General features: G+C 60.0%; 14 protein-coding genes and 1 tRNA gene. 10 read left to right on the forward strand and 5 right to left on the reverse strand.

Annotated features, from left to right (window positions below; genetic code table 11):
* The first annotated feature begins 42 nt into the window (after positions 1-42).
* The 3 genes from NIM87_RS01185 to NIM87_RS01195 are packed head-to-tail and all read left to right on the forward strand — an operon-like array spanning position 43 to position 3,079.
* Positions 43-558: a TRAP transporter small permease gene (locus NIM87_RS01185; protein WP_254672806.1), complete on the forward strand. Its 516-nt coding sequence runs from the start codon at positions 43-45 to the stop codon at positions 556-558.
* Positions 555-1,847 (forward strand): TRAP transporter large permease, encoded by a 1,293-nt coding sequence (locus tag NIM87_RS01190; protein WP_254672807.1) that lies wholly within the window; start codon positions 555-557, stop codon positions 1,845-1,847. The genes NIM87_RS01185 and NIM87_RS01190 overlap by 4 nt, the downstream gene beginning before the upstream one ends.
* A gap of 56 nt (positions 1,848-1,903) precedes the next feature.
* On the forward strand, positions 1,904-3,079 hold the full coding sequence (locus NIM87_RS01195) for an MFS transporter (protein WP_254673293.1): 1,176 nt from the start codon (positions 1,904-1,906) through the stop codon (positions 3,077-3,079).
* 122 nt (positions 3,080-3,201) lie between these two features.
* On the opposite strand, the gene NIM87_RS01200 is transcribed toward NIM87_RS01195, so the two are convergent.
* Both NIM87_RS01200 and NIM87_RS01205 read right to left on the reverse strand, forming a co-directional pair.
* A complete protein-coding gene (locus NIM87_RS01200) occupies positions 3,202-4,197 on the reverse strand; it encodes a PAS domain S-box protein (RefSeq protein WP_254672808.1) in 996 nt (331 codons plus the stop codon).
* Positions 4,194-4,583, reverse strand: a complete 390-nt coding sequence (locus NIM87_RS01205; protein WP_254672809.1) for a response regulator — start codon at positions 4,581-4,583, stop codon at positions 4,194-4,196. Before NIM87_RS01205 ends, NIM87_RS01200 begins: the two co-directional genes overlap by 4 nt.
* A 231-nt stretch (positions 4,584-4,814) precedes the next feature.
* On the opposite strand from NIM87_RS01205, the gene NIM87_RS01210 reads away from it, so the two are divergent.
* From NIM87_RS01210 to NIM87_RS01240, 6 genes are all read left to right on the forward strand, one after another.
* Positions 4,815-4,888 (forward strand) — tRNA-Cys (locus NIM87_RS01210).
* Between the two features lie 187 nt (positions 4,889-5,075).
* Positions 5,076-5,729: a protein-L-isoaspartate O-methyltransferase family protein gene (locus NIM87_RS01215; protein ID WP_254672810.1), complete on the forward strand. Its 654-nt coding sequence runs from the start codon at positions 5,076-5,078 to the stop codon at positions 5,727-5,729.
* Between the two features lie 123 nt (positions 5,730-5,852).
* A complete protein-coding gene (locus tag NIM87_RS01220) occupies positions 5,853-7,223 on the forward strand; it encodes a TolC family outer membrane protein (RefSeq protein WP_254672811.1) in 1,371 nt (456 codons plus the stop codon).
* 184 nt (positions 7,224-7,407) lie between these two features.
* Positions 7,408-8,160 (forward strand): DUF2497 domain-containing protein, encoded by a 753-nt coding sequence (locus tag NIM87_RS18510; protein ID WP_269467859.1) that lies wholly within the window; start codon positions 7,408-7,410, stop codon positions 8,158-8,160.
* A gap of 241 nt (positions 8,161-8,401) precedes the next feature.
* Positions 8,402-11,155 carry a valine--tRNA ligase gene (locus NIM87_RS01235; RefSeq protein WP_254672812.1) on the forward strand — a complete coding sequence of 918 codons (2,754 nt, stop codon included), beginning with the start codon at positions 8,402-8,404 and terminating at the stop codon, positions 11,153-11,155.
* Between the two features lie 4 nt (positions 11,156-11,159).
* A complete protein-coding gene (locus NIM87_RS01240) occupies positions 11,160-12,167 on the forward strand; it encodes a CorA family divalent cation transporter (RefSeq protein ID WP_254672813.1) in 1,008 nt (335 codons plus the stop codon).
* Positions 12,168-12,236: 69 nt separating this feature from the next.
* On the opposite strand, the gene NIM87_RS01245 is transcribed toward NIM87_RS01240, so the two are convergent.
* The gene (locus NIM87_RS01245; protein WP_254672814.1) at positions 12,237-14,081 is read right to left on the reverse strand and encodes an ABC transporter ATP-binding protein; all 1,845 of its coding nucleotides are present in this window, start codon (positions 14,079-14,081) and stop codon (positions 12,237-12,239) included.
* Positions 14,082-14,767: 686 nt separating this feature from the next.
* On the opposite strand from NIM87_RS01245, the gene NIM87_RS01250 reads away from it, so the two are divergent.
* Positions 14,768-15,514: a tetratricopeptide repeat protein gene (locus tag NIM87_RS01250; protein WP_254672815.1), complete on the forward strand. Its 747-nt coding sequence runs from the start codon at positions 14,768-14,770 to the stop codon at positions 15,512-15,514.
* Between the two features lie 104 nt (positions 15,515-15,618).
* On the opposite strand, the gene xth is transcribed toward NIM87_RS01250, so the two are convergent.
* Together xth and NIM87_RS01260 are read right to left on the reverse strand one after the other, a co-directional pair.
* Positions 15,619-16,398: an exodeoxyribonuclease III gene (gene xth, locus NIM87_RS01255; RefSeq protein ID WP_254673296.1), complete on the reverse strand. Its 780-nt coding sequence runs from the start codon at positions 16,396-16,398 to the stop codon at positions 15,619-15,621.
* A 16-nt stretch (positions 16,399-16,414) separates the two neighbouring features.
* Positions 16,415-17,521: a serine hydrolase domain-containing protein gene (locus NIM87_RS01260; RefSeq protein ID WP_254672816.1), complete on the reverse strand. Its 1,107-nt coding sequence runs from the start codon at positions 17,519-17,521 to the stop codon at positions 16,415-16,417.
* Positions 17,522-17,581: the final 60 nt, after the last annotated feature.

Below are 17,581 nucleotides of genomic sequence, written 5' to 3' on the forward strand. Positions count from 1 at the left end.
CGCATCTTCGGATGCGCGGCACACCTTAAGGGCGGAGCAGCCATGAAAACCTTTGAAACCCTGTTGCGACGCCTCTGCGCGGCGGCCGCCTTTGTGGGTGTAGCCGCCATTCTTTCGCTGATGGCCCTCACTGTCATTACCGTCATCTTCCGGGCAATCAGCATTGCCTTTCCGGGCACCTATTCGTTGTCAGAACTGCTCCTTATTCCGGCGGTCAGTTGCGCGCTTGCCTATGCGGCCATGCAGGGTGAGCACACCCGTGTCACCCTTTTTGTGGACCGGATCCGGTCGCGGCGCCTGCGTCTTGGGCTCGAGGGCACAATGACCTTTCTGGGCTCACTGTTCTGGGTCGCGATTGCCTGGGCCACCATTAAAGAAGCACTGCGGCGGATGGCTCAGAACGAGCTTTCTCCCATCATCAATGTGCCGGTTGCACCGTTCCGTTGGGCCATGGCGGCCGCGATCATCCTTCTCTGCGTCGTCTTGATGTTTCAGGCAATCAGACTGTGGCGCGGGGAAGAAACTGAAGACGATAGGGGCGGGGACTACACCAAATGACTGTTACGATCGGTTTTATCGGTCTTGGAATTCTCTTCGGCTTCATCGCGCTTGGCATGCCAATCGGCTTCGCCATGGGGCTTGTGGGTTTTGTCGGCTTCGCGGTGTTGGTGAGCCTGGATGCCGCAGTCGTTCGAATTGGTGTCACCGCCTATGATCTGGCAACCAATTACGCCATAGGTACCATCCCGCTCTTTCTTTTCATGGCGCACATACTGTTCGCCTCCGGCATTGGGCGCGACCTTTATGACTTTGCCTCCAAATGGATGGGCCGCCGCCGTGGAGGGCTCGCCATGGCAACTGTTGGGGCGTCGGCGGGCTTTGCTGCGGTGAGCGCTTCATCGCTTGCGACCACGGCTACCATGGGTCTCGTGGCCATGCCCGAGATGCGCAAGAACAATTACAACCTCTCGCTGGCCTCAGGCAGCGTTGTAGCCGGTGGGACAATCGGCTCATTGATCCCCCCTTCGGGGATGTTCATCATCTATGGCATCCTGACGGAAACCTCGATCGGCAAGATGTTTGCTGCCGGGATCATTCCGGGGATTTTGCTGGCCCTGTTCTATATTGTGACCATCGCAATCTGGTGCCGGATTGATCCCAATGCCGGTCCGCGCGGGCCAAAGTTCACACTGCGGGAAAAGCTTTGGAGCTTCACACGCACCGGTGAAGTCATATTCCTGTTTACACTGGTCATGGGCGGGATCGTTCTGGGGTGGTTTACGCCCACGGAGGCCGGCGCCATCGGTGCTTTCGGGGCGATCATCATTTCGGTGGCGCGCAGACGGCTGAATTGGGAGGCGGCACGTAGGGCCATTTATGCCACTCTCAAGACGACGGGCATGATTTTTGGCATCCTGTTCGGAGCCTTAGTCTTCAATTCCTTTGTTACAGCCAGCACCATTCCGTTGCATATCGTTGAGTTTGTTACGCAAAGCGGTCTGCCAAGCATGGCGGTGCTGGCGCTCGTACTGCTGGTTTATTTCGTGCTGGGCATGGTGCTCGATGCTTCGGCAATGATGACACTGACCATTCCGCTGTTCTTTCCGCTGATGATGGATCTGGGCTTTGATGCGGTCCTGTTCGGGGTGCTTGTGGTGCGCATGACTGAAATTGCACTGATCACCCCGCCCGTGGGCATGAATGTCTACATTCTTTCCGGGGTCGCCAAGGACGTCCCACTGGACAAGATCTTCAAAGGCGCCTTGCCCTTTGTGGCCGCGGACATATTGCACGTTGCGATGCTCATTGCCTTTCCCTTGCTGGTCCTGTGGTTGCCAAGCTTGTGACCGAGCCGAAGCCTCCAGGTTGGGGCCTCGTGGCCACAACCGGTGTTCTGACCGGCATGGGCCATGGCTTTGTCGCCTTTGCCGTGTCTGCTCTGCTCAAGCCCATCGCCCTGGACCTCGACACCGGGCGAGGCGTGGTATCCACGGCCATCGGCCTGGGCAGGTTGGCATCTGGCTTGATTTCACCGTTTGTCGGGCGGCTGGCCGATTTGTCGGGGCCGCGGCTGGTCGTGGCTTTCGGCATGACCCTGACCGCCGTCGGGCTGGTTGTCCTCGGATTTGCGCAAACGGAAGCCTGGCTTTACTTCGCTTGGTCCCTCTTGGTGTCGGTTGGCGTCGCTGCTGGCTTTACCGTCGCGCTCGACAAGCTGGTCATTGGGACAGGCCAAGGTCGGCGCGGCATGGCGCTGGCCGTTCGATTCTCGATAGCAGCAGTCGTGTCCACGGTACTTGTGCCAACAGTCACTATTTTGGTCGAAGCCTTGGGTTGGCGAGCGACGTGTTTCATCTGGGCGGCAGTGATCATAATGATGCTGCCAATTCCTCTGCTTGCGTTCGGTCCTTCCAGCTCTGCGCCAAAGCCCGTCCGGCAGTCCACGGACACGCCCTCAAACACGCGAAGCATTTTGCGCAATCCCACATTCTGGCTGGTCGCCCTGGCTTTCACTGCTCAAGCGGCGGTTGTGACTGGGCTTTCGGTACATCTGGTGCCGTTAATGACCGACACCGGATTGCCGGCGGCCCAGGCCGGGGTGATATTTGGTAGCATGATCCTGCTCTCCGTGCCGGTTCGTCTCATCACTGGTCGGATTGCCGACAAGGCCTCCCCGGATTTGCTGCCGGCCCTGCTGGCCGGGTTGTTCGTTTTGCAGGCTGCCTGTGTCGGCCTATTTGCTGTGTGGCCGAATTCAGCCAGCACTTTGATCCTCATCCTGGCACAGGGCATAGGGGCAGGGGCGCCAACACTGGTCGTGCTGCTCATGTGCGCGCATTTGTTTGGAGAGGAGCGCTTTGGCTCGGTGCAAGGCATGCTGATGGCGCTGCAAGTGCCTGGGACCGCCACGGCACCCATCATCGCGGGAGTGATTTATGATCAGCTTGGCAGCTATCAGCTGGCAATCGGCATATTCGCTTTAGTGCTTTTGCTGGCTGCGGTTTGCATGGCCCTGTTGTCGCGCCATGCCTCCCGAACGGGCCCAGGAGTTGGAGTCGTCGGGCCCGCGCCAAAATAGGCTCTGGTCTTTTACAGCCTGGAGCGGCGCAGGAGAAATCAAGCGACAGTCCCCCGGTATTCGCCCGACTGGGTCGGATGGCGGACGATGTGTGGTGCTGGCTCGCTCAGGGGCCCTTTACGCTATGCGGCATTGTCCGAGGCGAAGGCCGAACGCGCCTGAGTGAACACCGTCCAGATCATGCCTTTTTCTCCGAGACTAAGTTCCGCTGAGCCCTGCATCGTTGCGGGCACCATGCGCTCGAGTATGCGCCAACTCAACCGTGCTCTCGTGCCAGGGCCGAGGGAGGTCGCGCCGTTCTGCTCAGTCCAAAAGAACGAAAACGCTGGGGCGTCCATTGATCCATCCCAGCGGACATTTATCGTCCCTTCCGAAGCCAGGGCTCCATAATCCCTGGAATTGGCGCAGAGTTCGTGTAGCGCCAGCCCCATTGCCTGAGTTCCGGCCGGGGAGAGCCGCAGCTTTGGACCGGACGCCTTTATGCGGCTACTCAGTCGCGGACCCAAATGCTGTACGTGCACCTCTACAAGCTCTCCTACAGAGATACCTTTCCAGTCACTGCGCACGATCAGTTCGTGTGTGAGGGAAAGACCTTGAATGCGATCAAGTGCGCGCGCAACGAATACGTCCGGCGGTATTTCTTTTTCGGATTGCCTGAGCAAGCTTTGAACGACTGCAAGTAAATTTCGGGAGCGGTGGTTTATTTCTCTGGACAGGATGTTTTTTAGTTCTTGGTTTTGGCGTTGCTCGGTAATGTCTCGAGCGATTTTGGAGACGCCTATTATGGCGCCGGATTCATTTCGTATCGGCGATATAGTCAGAGAAACGTCGATTACGCCGCCCCCCTTTCTCAGACGTCTTGTCTCAAAATGGTCCAGGCGTTGGCCTGCCCGGATGCGGGCCAGTATGTCGGCCTCTTCATGGTGCCGCTCCGGCGGGATAACGGCCAGGATCGATCGCCCGACTATTTCATCTGCGGTGTAGCCGAATATACGTTCAGCGCTGGCGTTCCACGATGTTACGACGCCGTCGAGGGTCTTCGAAACAATTGCGTCGGCAGATGAATCGACGATGGCAGCAAGCCAGTATTTGTGGTCGTGCTCAAGAGCATATGTCATGGGGCCGTACTACCCGGCCCGGATCCATTCGACAGCATCTCGATTGTTGTGAGGAGCTCGGACATCACGAACGGTTTGAGCAACATTCGGCTGCTCTCGACGCCATTGGCGTCCCAGTCCGCTTCGCTGTCCCCACTCATGTAAATAACCGGGATTTGCGGGAATAGGGTTCGGCCATGACGCGCCACGTCCCACCCGCTTGGACCGGGAATACGAATGTCAGTCAAAATGGCCGCCAGCGGTTCTCCGCTGTTGATGGCCTCCAGGGCATTTTCACCATTGTGAACAAGTCGGGTGGCGAAGCCAGCGGCGCCCAAGGCATCTTCGATGTCGAGCGCAACGAGCACCTCATCCTCAACCACTAAAATCTTGGCAGCGTTGTCCACATGGTCCCCCAAATTCGCAGAATAACGCCCGGCTTCGCAAATCGTTCCGCGGGGAGTAATCGGGTTGAGGGACCGCATGGAGCTCGTTTTTCCATGGCGTCATGTCGGCCGTTGGTGAGTTGATTGCCGAAAATTGCCCCCTTAACGGCTTGCAGAAGTTCAGAAAATTCATCTTGCATGAGCTTGGGCCTTGCATAAGCCACTGTGGTAAAATAGGTAATGCCGCCCAGAGGCCGCGTGGCGGAGTGGTTACGCAGCGGATTGCAAATCCGTGTATTCCGGTTCGATTCCGGACGCGGCCTCCAGTTTCCCGAAGTGTTTGCTTGTTTCGAGCCCCTTTTGCCTGGGGGCCGCAAGGCGCCTAGGCGTCGGAAAAACGCTTGGTCAACAGCCGATTCATCAACAATGTTGCCGCCGATCTCAACTCGATGTTGCCATTGGCACGCTCTTGAGCATATTCACGTCCAGCATATGCCCAACCTGGATCAGCCCGTGCCCATTGCCGACTATTTGTCAGCCCGCAGGGCCATGGTGGAAAACCAGATACAGACCAGTTCGGTCACGGACGTTCGGCTGCTCAAGGCGTTTCACGGGGTTCCGCGTGAGTGTTTTGTGCCAGAAGGCCGACGCGAACTGGCCTATAGCGACGCGCATCATCCATTGGGCAATGGTCGCATCCTGCCTGCGCCATCCGTGTTCGCCCGGCTGGTGCAACTTGCGGATATCAGGGATACCGATCACGTCCTCGATGTTGGCGCAGCCAGTGGCTATTCCACCGCGATCATTGCCGCCATCGCCCGCAAGGTCGTTGGGTGGGAACCTGATGCTGCCCTGGCAGCAGCTGCGCTGAGCACATTGGCAGAGCTAGGAATCGCCAATGCCACCATGGTCGCCGGCGACGGTTTGGCAGCGAATTTCAATGGATTTGACGCCATTATCGTTGAGGGTGCGGTTAAGCAGGTGCCGAATGACCTGCTCGGCCGACTGGCCCTAGGCGGTCGCCTCGTCTGCCTTTTGCGCCAGGGACCGACAGGGGTGGCCACTGTGTACACGCGTGCGCCCGAAGGCGTCGTCAGCAAGTCTTCGTTCAATGCGACCCTGCCGCTAATGGAGTTGGCGCCGACGCCGGAGATTTTTGTGTTCTAGTAAAGTGTTGCGTTCTGGCCACGCTGGAGCATGGCGATGAGATTAAAATTTGTTAGGGTTGCCGGGGTCGGTTGTGCACCCCATGTGCTGGGCACTAGAGTGCCGGGGTCTGGAGTTTGGTCTATGAATTATCGCGGAATATTGAGTGCGAGCGCGCTAGCTCTGCTGGTGGCCTGGGCTTCTGCCGGGGCATCGTACGCCCAGTCGATTTCACAGGCCCTGACGGCGGCATATGATCATGCCCCGGATTTGCAGTCAGCACTGTTGAGCGCCAAGGCCTCGGCCGAGGGCATTGTTCAGGCCAAATCGGGGTTGCTGCCGAACATTGGCGCGACCATAAGTGGCAGCCAGGGCACAAGCCTTGTTGGCGGCAACTGGAATGCAAGTTCCTCGCTCTCCACTGGTCTCTCCTACAGCCAGACAATCTTTGACAACAACCGCACGGCCGCCCAAGTCGAAGCCGCGCGCGCTGCTGCCGAGGTTGCTGAATACCAGATCCGTTATACCGAGCAGAACGTACTGCTGCAGGTTGTTCAGGCCTATATGGCGGTGCTGAGCGGGCGCGAATTGCTCGCGCTTCGGCAGGAAAATGTCACCTTCTTCCAAGCGCAGTTACAGTCTGCGCAAGATCGGCTCGACGTCGGTGAGGGCACCCGTATTGATGTCGCGCAGGCCCAGGCCCGGTTGGCCCAGGGGCAGGCAGCCCAGCAGGCCGCGTTGGGAGATTTGCAAAATAGCGAGGCCAGCTTCCAGCGGTTGGTCGGTCAACGTCCGCAGGGCCTCTCAACCGGTCACGCCTACGCCAATCTTCTGCCACGCTCGATCGACGCTGCTATCGCGGAGGCCGAGATTGGTCATCCGGCAATTCTGCTCTCCAAAGCAAGCATTCGTGCAGCGCAAGCCGGTAGCGACGCTGCACAGGCTGGCTATTTCGGCGCCACGGCAGGGGTGACCGGACAAGTCGGAACGAGTTGGACTGGCCCTTCGGGAAATCCCGCGCGCGATGGTATCTCCGCTTCGCTTGGCTTCCAGATCAATATCCCAATCTATTCCGGCGGACGGATGGGTTCTGCTGTGCGGCAGGCCAATCTCAACCAGATCAAGTCCGAGGTGGACGCCATGTCCGCCTATGACCAGATTCGTGAGGCAGTGATTTCGGCCTGGACCGGTATTCAAAGCGCCGACGCGCAGATCAGCGCCGCCCAGGCGGCTGTTTCGTCGAGCAATACCGTGCTGGATGGTGTCATTCAGGAGCGTGATCTCGGCGCGGCGACGACGCTCGACGTGCTCAATGCGCAGGCCGACCTCACCAGCGCGCGCGAAGCGCTTATCAATGCCTCCAATGGCAAGATCATCGCCACATTCTCATTGCTGAGTGCAATGGGTCGCCTGACCGCGCACGATCTGGGCCTGGCTGTCGAGATAAAGACCGCGGTCCCCTATACTCAGGCCGTCGAAGACGTGTGGCAGGAATTGCGCACCGTCGTCGAGTGATGCCAGTCTGATCCCAAATCTTGTGGCCGGGCCTGTCCCCGGCCACAACTTTTCGTGGAAGACCTCAAGTTCCGGCCTTGGGATGATTCCTAATCGTGCCCCTTGCGTTTAAGCTATTGGTTACGAATCAGGGAAAGCGGCTGCGGATGCCTTTCCCAGTCGGGCGCATGAGTAAGAGGCACTGATGAATAAGCCGGCACCAAAAGAACCGTCCATGGACGAAATTCTGTCGTCCATTCGACAGATCATCGCCGACGATGATGCTGCCGGGACGCCGCGTCGGCCTTCTGTACAATCTGCTCCGCCACCGATGCAGGCCGCCCCGGCGCGCGCCATCAGCGAGCCTGATGACCGCGATCTGAGCGACATGCTGGACGACATCGAGCCGCTCGCGCTCTCAGCCTCTCAAATTGTCGAGCAGGGCGACAATGTCGAAGGTTTTAGCTTCGACTCAATTCTGGCCGACACTGAAGGCCCGGAGGACAATGGTCCGGGTCTGGTCGAGGCCGAAGACGTAACCTTCGACATGGATGACGACCTACCCAGCTTTGATCCAGCGCCGTCCCGCGTGGTCGAAGCTGCCGCCGCGCCTGCGCCTGCGCCAGAACCTGAGCCGGTGTTCATGGCCATGCCGGAGCCCGAGCCGCAGCCGGTACCGGAGCCCCTGCCGAGCATGTCCCGGGCTGCTCCGCTGCCAGATCCGACTCTTACCGCCGATATGGCCGAGCAATTGCTTGAGCCGGCCACCCGCGCCGCCGTGCGTGGCTCCATCGGTAAGCTTTCGGCTCTGGGCATTGGCAATCCGGCGCTCACCATCGAGGCGATGATGCGCGACATGCTGCGTCCCATGCTCAAGGAATGGCTGGATGAAAATCTGCCGTCCGTGGTGGAACGGATGGTGGAAAAGGAAATCGCCCGAGTTTCGCGCGGCGAGTAATTTCGAACCGGCCGCAGGCAAATTCGCTCTGGTGGAGCGAATTAGGTGAGAAGGCCATGAGAGCTGTGCTCGAATGGCAAACCCCGCCTGAGGCAAAATCGATCTGTGCCAATGGCAGGCTTGTCGCCAGCTGGTCGATGGCCTGTTGACCCCGCACCCTGCATTTGCTTGAAGACTGCCAACCTCTTTCCGACCCGCCAAGGTTTTGCCTGGCGGGTCGCTGCTGTTCGCGAGTGACGTCATGCTTGAAAAAACCTACGACCCCGCCGCCGTTGAAGGCCGCATCTATGATGCCTGGCTGGACACCAAATCCTTTGCGGCCGGGGCGGGGGCAAAGCCCGGCGCCGAGACCTTCACCATCGTTATCCCGCCGCCCAATGTGACTGGCTCGCTGCATATCGGCCACGCGCTCAACAATACCATCCAGGACATCCTGATCCGCTTCAACCGGATGTTGAAGAAGGACGTTCTCTGGCAGCCGGGCACCGATCATGCCGGCATTGCCACTCAGATGATCGTCGAGCGCCAGCTTGCCGAGAAGCAGATGGACCGTCGGACCATGGGGCGCGACGCGTTCATTGATCGGGTATGGGAATGGAAGGCCGAGAGCGGTGGCACCATTATGAACCAGTTGAAGCGCCTCGGCGCTTCGGCGGACTTTTCCCGCGAAAAGTTCACCATGGGCGAGCGTGGCCAGCCTGACGACCAGATGGTGCGCGCCGTCACCAAGGTGTTCGTCGAGCTGCACAAGCGCGAGCTGATTTACCGCGCCAAGCGACTGGTCAATTGGCATCCCGGTCTCGAAACCGCCATCTCTGACCTCGAAGTCGAGAACCTCGAGATCAAGGGCCACATGTGGCACCTGCGCTACCCCCTGGCCGATGGCGTCACCTATCAGTTCCCGATCAAGGACGAAGAGGGCAATGTCACGGGCGAGGAAACGCGCGACTACATCATCGTGGCAACGACCCGTCCCGAAACCATGCTGGGTGATGTCGCCGTCGCCGTGCACCCGGAAGATGAGCGTTATCAGGGTCTGATTGGCAAATTTGTCGAGTTGCCACTGGTTGGCCGCCGTATCCCCGTCATAGCCGATGAGTACGCTGACCCGGCGCTCGGCACCGGCGCCGTGAAGATTACCCCGGCGCATGACTTCAATGACTTTGAGGTGGGCACACGCGCCGGCCTCGAGCCGATCAACGTCTTCACCACGCGCGGCGCGATCATCGACGCGGACTTTGTCCCTGCGGCCTATCGCGGACTCGACCGTTTCGACGCCCGCAAGGCCATCGTTGCTGATCTTGCGGCTATGGCCGAAGAGGACCCCACGCGCGGTCTCGATCATATCGAAGACAAGAAAATCATGGTGCCGCATGACGAGAAGAGCAAGCTCGTCGTCATCGAGCCTTTCCTGACCGACCAATGGTGGGTGAAGGCTGACGTGTTGGCTCAGCCGGCACTCGCCTCGGTGCGCGAGGGCCGCACCAAGTTCGTGCCGCAGCAATACGAGAACACCTATTTCGCCTGGCTCGAAAACATCAAGCCATGGTGCATTTCGCGCCAGCTCTGGTGGGGCCATCAGATTCCGGCCTGGTACGGCCCGGACAATGAGGCCTTTGTCGCCTATGACGAACCGGAGGCGCTGGCTGCCGCCGAGAAGCACTATGGCAAGCCGGTCGAACTGACCCGCGACCCCGACGTGCTCGATACCTGGTTCTCCTCGGCCCTATGGCCGTTCTCGACCCTGGGCTGGCCCGACGAGACGCCGGAACTCAAGCGCTATTATGCGACTGACGTCCTTGTCACAGGTTTTGACATCATCTTCTTCTGGGTTGCCCGAATGATGATGATGGGGCTTGAGTTCTTAAAGGAAGAGCCGTTCCACACGGTCTATATGCACGCCCTGGTCCGCGACGAAAAGGGCCAGAAGATGAGCAAGACCAAGGGCAATGTCATCGACCCTCTCAAGCTCGTCGATGAATATGGCGCGGACGCGACCCGCTTCACCCTGGCGGCCATGGCAGCGCAGGGACGTGACCTGAAGCTCGCTATTTCGCGCGTCGAAGGCTATCGCAACTTCGTCACCAAGATCTGGAATGCTGCGCGCTTCCTCGAAATGAACGAGTGCCGCCGCGTCGAGGGTTACGATCCGCGTGCGAACAAGCTGCCGCTCAATCGCTGGATCGTTGGCGCCACCGCGCGTGGACTGGCTGCGGTTCGTGCCGGCATTGAGGACTACAAGTTCAACGAGGCCGCCAATAGCGCCTATGACTTCGTCTGGGGCACGTTCTGCGATTGGTATGTCGAATTTGCCAAGCCCGTGTTCATGGGTGAAGACGAAGCTGCCAAGGCCGAAACTCGGGCCACCGCCGCTTGGGCGCTCGACCAGATACTCATCATGCTGCACCCGATGATGCCTTTTGTCACCGAAGAGCTTTGGGCCGAGACCGGCAAGTTCGGTCCGGCGCGCGCGAGCATGCTCATCACCACCGAATGGCCTGACCTTTCGGGCCTGGAGGATGCGGCCGCCGATGCCGAACTGGCCTGGCTGGTCGATGTCATTTCCAACATCCGCTCGGTGCGCGCCGAGATGAACGTGCCAGCCAGCGCCAAGCTGTTGATGGTCGTCACCGGGGCAGGGGACGAGACCCTGCATCGCCTTGTTTCGGGCACGTCGCTGATTTCGCGCCTGGCGCGTCTTGATGAAATTTCGCCGCGTAATGAAGTGCCCGGCGAATCTGCTCAGTTCGTGGTTGGCGACGCCACCTACGCACTGCCGCTTGCGGGGGTTATCGACATTGCCGCCGAGAAGACCCGCCTCGAAAAGGAAGTGGGCAAACTCGATAGCGAAGTCACCCAGGTCGACAAGAAACTGGGCAATGAGCAGTTCGTTTCCAAGGCACCTGAAGAGGTGATCGAGGAGCAAAAGGCCCGCCGCGAGGCGGCCATCGAGCGACGCACGAAGATTCTCGAAGCTTTGAAGCGCCTGAGCTGATCGCATGACGAACACCGCCAAGCCGCCCAACGAACGTGCAATGCAAAATGGCCTCGTCGGGGGCGGGGCGGTGCTGATCTTCGATGGTAACGGCGGCATGAAACGGCATGAACCGGGTGAGGATCACCCGGTGGTGCCCGGCAACGGCTTCAAGCTCGTCGTCGGCAATTCCAAGGCCCCCGAGTTCAAGCTTTGGCTCAAGGGCGAGCTTGGCGAGTTCAATACGGGCCTGGTGACTGCGCCGAGCTCGCGCAGCCGCTGCAGTGTGCTGGATGACCGCGCCTTGGTCGTACTGCGCGTTGTCCGTCCCGGTGCCGCGCCGCACGACGTCGGGCGGCAGTTCCTCACCATCTGGATCGAGAAGAGCCGCGTCATCATCGCGTCTGAACTGAACATTCTCGACTTTCTGGGTCTGTCCAAAGTCGAGCAGGCTGAATATGCACCCACCACGCCGGCCGACCTTATTGCTCGCTTGGCGCTACGCGCGACTGACCGGCTTGAACCACTGATCGAAATGCTCGGTGACCGGCTCGACGAGGTCGAGGAAAGTCTTATTACCCAAAAGACCGAACGGGCGCAGGACAATCTCGAGCAGTTGCGCCGAACGTTGATCAGTTTCCGCCGCCTCGTCTGGCCGCAGCGCGACGCCCTGTCCACGCTGGAAGTCGAAGACTTGTCCTTCTTCTCCGACCGCGACCGCATGCGCCTGCGCGAAGCGGCCATGCGCACTGCCCGTATCGGCGACGAATTGCAGGCGTTGTCTGAACGCGCGGTCCTCGTGCACGAGGAGATCATCGACGATCGCGCCGAACAGATGAACAAGGCCATGCTCGTGCTGGCCGCCGTGACGGTGATCTTCTCGCCGCTGACCCTCCTTACAGGTCTTCTGGGCATGAATGTCTCGGGCATTCCCTTCGCGGAAAACAGCGCGGCCTTCTGGGCGGTGTGCGTCCTCGTCGTCGTGCTGGGTCTCGGTGCCCTCGGGCTGATGCGTAAGCGGCGCTGGCTGTAACGCCACGCTTTGCCAACCACCGCTCCGCCCCCGGGTCGAGCCCGAGGGGGCACCCTGGCAAGTGCGGAATCAGATCCTGGCTTGCACCGAATGCAGCCCGGCATAGGCGCCGTCCCTGGCCATCAGCTGGTCGTGCGTGCCTTCCTCGACAATCCCGTCCCTTGTCAGCACAAGGATGCGGTCGGCATGACGCACAGTTGAGAGTCGGTGGGCGATGACCAGCGTGGTGCGCCCGCGGGAAAGGCCCAGCAGGGCCTGCTGCACGGCCCGCTCGCTTTCATTGTCTAGCGCGCTAGTGGCTTCGTCGAAGATCAGCACGGGTGGATTTTTAAGGAAAGCACGGGCAAGGGTCAGGCGCTGCCTCTGCCCGCCCGACAGCTTTACGCCCCGCTGGCCGATATCGGTGTCGTAGCCCTGCGGCAGCGCCATGATGAATGCATGCGCATTGGCCGCCTCGGCCGCTGTCACCATTTCCTCCTCGGACGCCCCCGGTCGGCCATAAAGCAGATTGTCCCGCACCGAGCCGCTGAACAGGTAAATGTCCTGCTGAACCACGCCGATGGCGCCGCGCAGCGACGCGAGCGTGAGGTCACGCACATCTCTCCCGTCGATGCGGACACTGCCGCCCGCGACGTCGTAGAACCGGGGGATCAGGCTGCACAGGGTGCTTTTGCCGACGCCGGACGGGCCGACCAGGGCAACGAACTCGCCGGGCGCTATTTCAAGCGAGACAATGGCGAGAACCCCTGGCCCATCCACGTCATAGCGAAAGCTCACTTGCTCGAACGTAATTCGGCCTTCGACGGCCCCGATCGGTGTCGCGCCGGGCCGGTCGGCGATGTCGACGCCTTCCTCCAGTAGCTCCATGGCCCGCACAAAGCCCGTATAGCCCTCCTGCCAGAGCCGAATGAAGTTATCGAAGCGCTTGATCGGGTCGAGCAATACACCAACGCAAAGCAGTAGTGTCAGCATGTCTGCGGCTGTCAGATCGCTGGTCAGGATGCGGATTGCGCCGCCCACGATCACGAGGATCGTGATCAACTGGCCAAAACCCTCCATGCCGCTCCACAGCAGGGCCTCGCTGCGATAGCCGTCTTTTCGGCTCTCCAGAAACCGCCGATTCTCGACGGAGAACCGGCGCATTTCATCGCCTTCATTGGCGAAGGACTGCACCACCCGAATGCCGCCCAACGCGTCCTCAACCCGCTCATTGATGTCGCCAATGCGCTCTTTGGTCTTGCGCAGGGCGATATTCATGCGTCGGTTGAAGTGTAACGCGTAACCGCCAGCGAACGGAAGGAGAAGCGCGATGGCCAATGCAATTAAGGGGTCGATATAGGCTAATACGGCCATGGCGCCGAAGAACTTGAGCAGGCTGATCGCCAAGTCTTCCGGTCCATGGTGAAACAGTTCGCCCAGCCACAATGAGTCATTGCTGATGCGGCTCATCAACTGCCCGGTGCGCTGCCGGTCATAAAAGCTGAAAGACAGTTTCTGGCAGTGCTCGAATAACTCTTGGCGGACCTGGGCCTCGATCTTGGCACCCATGGCGTGGCCCTGGTAGTCGACGAAATAGGTCGCCAGCGCCTGCACGATAAAGACGCCCACCATGATTGCGCCCAGCATGAGCAATTGGCCCAACGCATCCGGCGCGGACCGCAAATCGTCCAACTGCACCACGATGTAATTGGCCATCAGGGGAAGTGCTATGGCCGTCGTGGCGACGAGCAGGGCGCTGGCGAGGATAGCCGCCAACAGCGGCAGATGCGGTCGATAATAGGAGAGAAACCGGCGGGCGCGAACGCCCGCGACATCCTGGGCGATTGCACCAGTCTGTGCGTGTGGAATGAAGAGCCGGGAGAAAAGGCTATGGCGTTTGGCGCGCTGAGCCATCGAGGGAGAATGAGGAGACATGAGTACTTCTGTCCTGATGAAGATGCTGGGTTTTCAAAGCGGACAGAAAGGCTTTCATCTTGATCTCCCATAGGCTTGAGAGCACGAATTATGCTGGGCGCACGAGGTCAAGGCAATGCCGTGATCGGTTGCGCCCGCTCTATGTGACGATTCCGCAACAACGGCATCGATTCCATACGCCTGCTGGCTTCATCAACGATTTGGCGATGTTTCCCGCCACAATCTGACCCTAAAGCAGGTTGCATTGCATAGCGGGGGCGGGTGCTGGCTTCGGACAGGCCCATGGTGCATTGGGAAGTTCCGAACGGACAACTCCCCCGCTGCAAGCAGGGTTGGCGGCAGAATCCGCCAGAAACGGTGATATGAGCGCTCAAATAACGACCGCGATTGCTCTTGAACCAGTGGCCCCGTCCGCGCTCGGACTGGGGTCGGAACGCCGTTGTGATGGGTTGGGCTGAATGCTGTCACAAATCGCGTTTACGAAGTGTTCAGACATTGCTTTGCTCGGTTACGTCATCCGGGCAATATCACCAATCATACAAAGCGGCCCCGCCGCTGCGGCGATCCCGTTGATGCGGGCAGCGCCAGAAGTGTCCGCCCATGCCAGCATGGGCGAAAGGAGTATCATGCGCACAACTCGGGAAAAATCCCTTGCCCGCGCTGCGTCAGGTTTGTTGGTAGCCCTGTTGGCGTCGACGCCTGCTTATGCCCAGACTGCCGCCGATGCCGCTTTTGATTTTGCCCGCACGCTTGATGGCACAGGCTCCATAGTCTCTAGCGATACCTATCTGTCTGCCCTTGAAAATGATGCCGCCGCCGGTCGTCCGCTGGCGCTTTGGCAGCTTGGCACGATGTATGAGAATGGCGAGGGCGTCGACAAGGACCCTGTGAAGGCTTTTGGCTATTTTGCCCAGATCGCCAACCAACATGCCGATGCCGCGCCGCGTGGCCTTGAAGCCGACATCGTCGCCAGTTCCTTTGTGAAGCTGGGTGATTATTTCCGCCTGGGCGTTCCCGAGGCAGGAGTTTCCCAAAACCCCGCCGAATATCATCGCATGCTGATGCATGCGGCGACCTATTTCGGCGATGCAGAGGCGCAATATCGTATCGGTATGCTCTATCAGCAGGAAGATGGCCTGGGCGTCAGCCCCATGCTCTCGGCCCGCTGGCTGCAGTCTGCCGCCCACAAGGGCCACTGCCTCGCCCAGGCCGAATTGGGCGACCTGCTGTTCAATGGCATGGAAGCCTACAGTCCGCGGCCGGCCGAAGGTCTGATGTGGATGAACCTGGCCCACGGCACCTGCGTCGGTACCAACGATATGGCCGCCGCCGACGAAATGCTCAAGCGCGCCATGTCCATCGCCACGCCCGAAGTTCGCGCCGCCGCCATCGAAATGGCCAATTCCGGCGTCGTGGTCAGTGCCGAGTTCTAGGGCGCGTCTTGCGCACCTGCAGCGGTTTTGCGGGTCAGATTCTCGATAATCAAATCTGGAGCAGTCCGGCGTTTCAAAGAAACGGTGAAATGCTCTAGATCCAACTAGAAGCTGAACGCGCCTTCCACCGGCACGTGGTCGCTGGGTTTGTCCCAGCCACGCACATCCTTGTGGATGACCACATCGTCCAGCCGATCTGCGGCCTGGGGCGAAAGCATCAGATGATCGATGCGAATGCCGGCGTTGCGGCGCCATGCGCCGGCCTGGAAATCCCAGAACGTATAGGCTTCTTCGGCGCTGATGGCGCGCAGCGCGTCGGTCATTCCCATGTTGCGCAAAATGCGGAATTTCTCGAGGCTTTCCGGGCGATAGAGCGCATCTCCCCACCACGCGGCCGGATCATGCGCGTCAATCGGCGCCGGAATGAGATTGAAGTCGCCCATCAGGATGAAGGGTTCTTCCAGCGCCAGCCGGTCTTGTACAAATCTGTTGAGCCGGTCCATCCACTCCAGCTTGTAGGGGAATTTTTCCGTATCCACTGGGTTACCGTTTGGCAGGTAAATGTTGCATACCCGGATCACGCCGCCCTCTACCGAGAACACGCCCTCGATCAGTCGGGCCTGTTCGTCTTCGTCTCTGCCGGGCAGGCGGCGATGCACCTCGTCGAACGGCAACTTGGAAAGCAGGGCAACGCCGTTCCAGCTCTTCTGGCCATGGGTCTCCACATTGTAGCCCAGCGCTTCGATTTCGGCGCGCGGAAATCCCTCGTCGACGGTCTTGATTTCCTGAAGGCCGACGATGTCTGGCTTTTCTTCTTCCAGCCAGCGGACCAGCAGTTCCAGCCGGGCCTTGATGCCATTGATGTTCCAGGTGGCAATGCGCAGGGCCATGGGTCTGTCCTTATGCAAGATCGGCGTGGATGGCGTGCCGCAAAGCGCGCGGATAAGCCAGTTCACCACCATAGAATGCTGTGTTGCTGAGTGAAACCGCCGATATGCCGGTTGCAGGATCGATCGACCAGACATGGCCGTAAATGCCGCCCCAATTGTTGGCGCCGGCCGGCAGCGTCAGGTCGGCCCGCGCCGGATCGACTACATAGCTCCCCAACAGGCTGAAACCCTGGCCGGGGTCGCGCTCAAAGCTCATGTGGTTCTGCAAGGCCATGCGGGCAGTCTCGGGCCGCAGCACCGGCCCGCCGTCCTCGACCATCGCCATGAGAAAACGCATGAAGTCGGGCGCCGTCATGGCCATGCCACCGCCACCGGACTGGAAGGCTTTGTCATTGAAGATTCGGCTGGGTGAAAAGGTCGTGACGCCGCCCCAGGGGTTCGCGGCCGGATGCGGATCGGACATTGGCACCGGCTCGATCGGCCCATCGGCATAAGGCGTGGCCAGGCGCGTGCGGTCTGTTACGTGGAAGGCTGTGTCGTTCATGCCCAATGGACCGGTTACATAATGTGCAACGGCGTCCGATAACGGGCGGCCATGCACCTTTGCCACCACACCGCCCAGAACATCGATTGCCATCGAATAGAGCCAGGACTCGCCCGGCCGATAGGCGAGCGGCTGCTCGGCCACCAATTGCAGCACGTCATCCAGTCCGAGATCGGTATTGGTGAGGCCGGCGCTGATCCGAGGGTCTTTCGAATAATCGTAGGTGAGACCCGCCGTATGGGTCAGCAACTGCCTCAGCGTGATAGCCGGCTCGGTGCCATCGGCCAGCCGGGGCCGGAAATAGGGCAGGTAGGCGGTAACGGGATCGTCAATGGAAAGCAGGCCCGCGTCCGACATGGCCAATAGTGTTGCCGCCACGATCGGCTTGGTCAGCGAGGCTGCGCGGAAAATCGTCGCCTCTGTCATCGGCTGGTCCGATTCCCGGTCGGCCAGCCCCGCAGCGCGGCGATAGACGATCTCGCCGTTCCGCGCGACCATGACCACGGCGCCAACGAAACCCTTGTCGGCAAGTCCTTTTTCGATAACCGCGTCGATAGCTTTGGAATTGACCATGCGTGTTCCTCCCGTGGGCACTTTGTGCCGGGAGGGCCGCGTTTAGGCAACCATGGATTG

The sequence above is a fragment of the Devosia ureilytica genome (genome assembly GCF_024273195.1).
Classification (GTDB): domain Bacteria; phylum Pseudomonadota; class Alphaproteobacteria; order Rhizobiales; family Devosiaceae; genus Devosia; species Devosia ureilytica.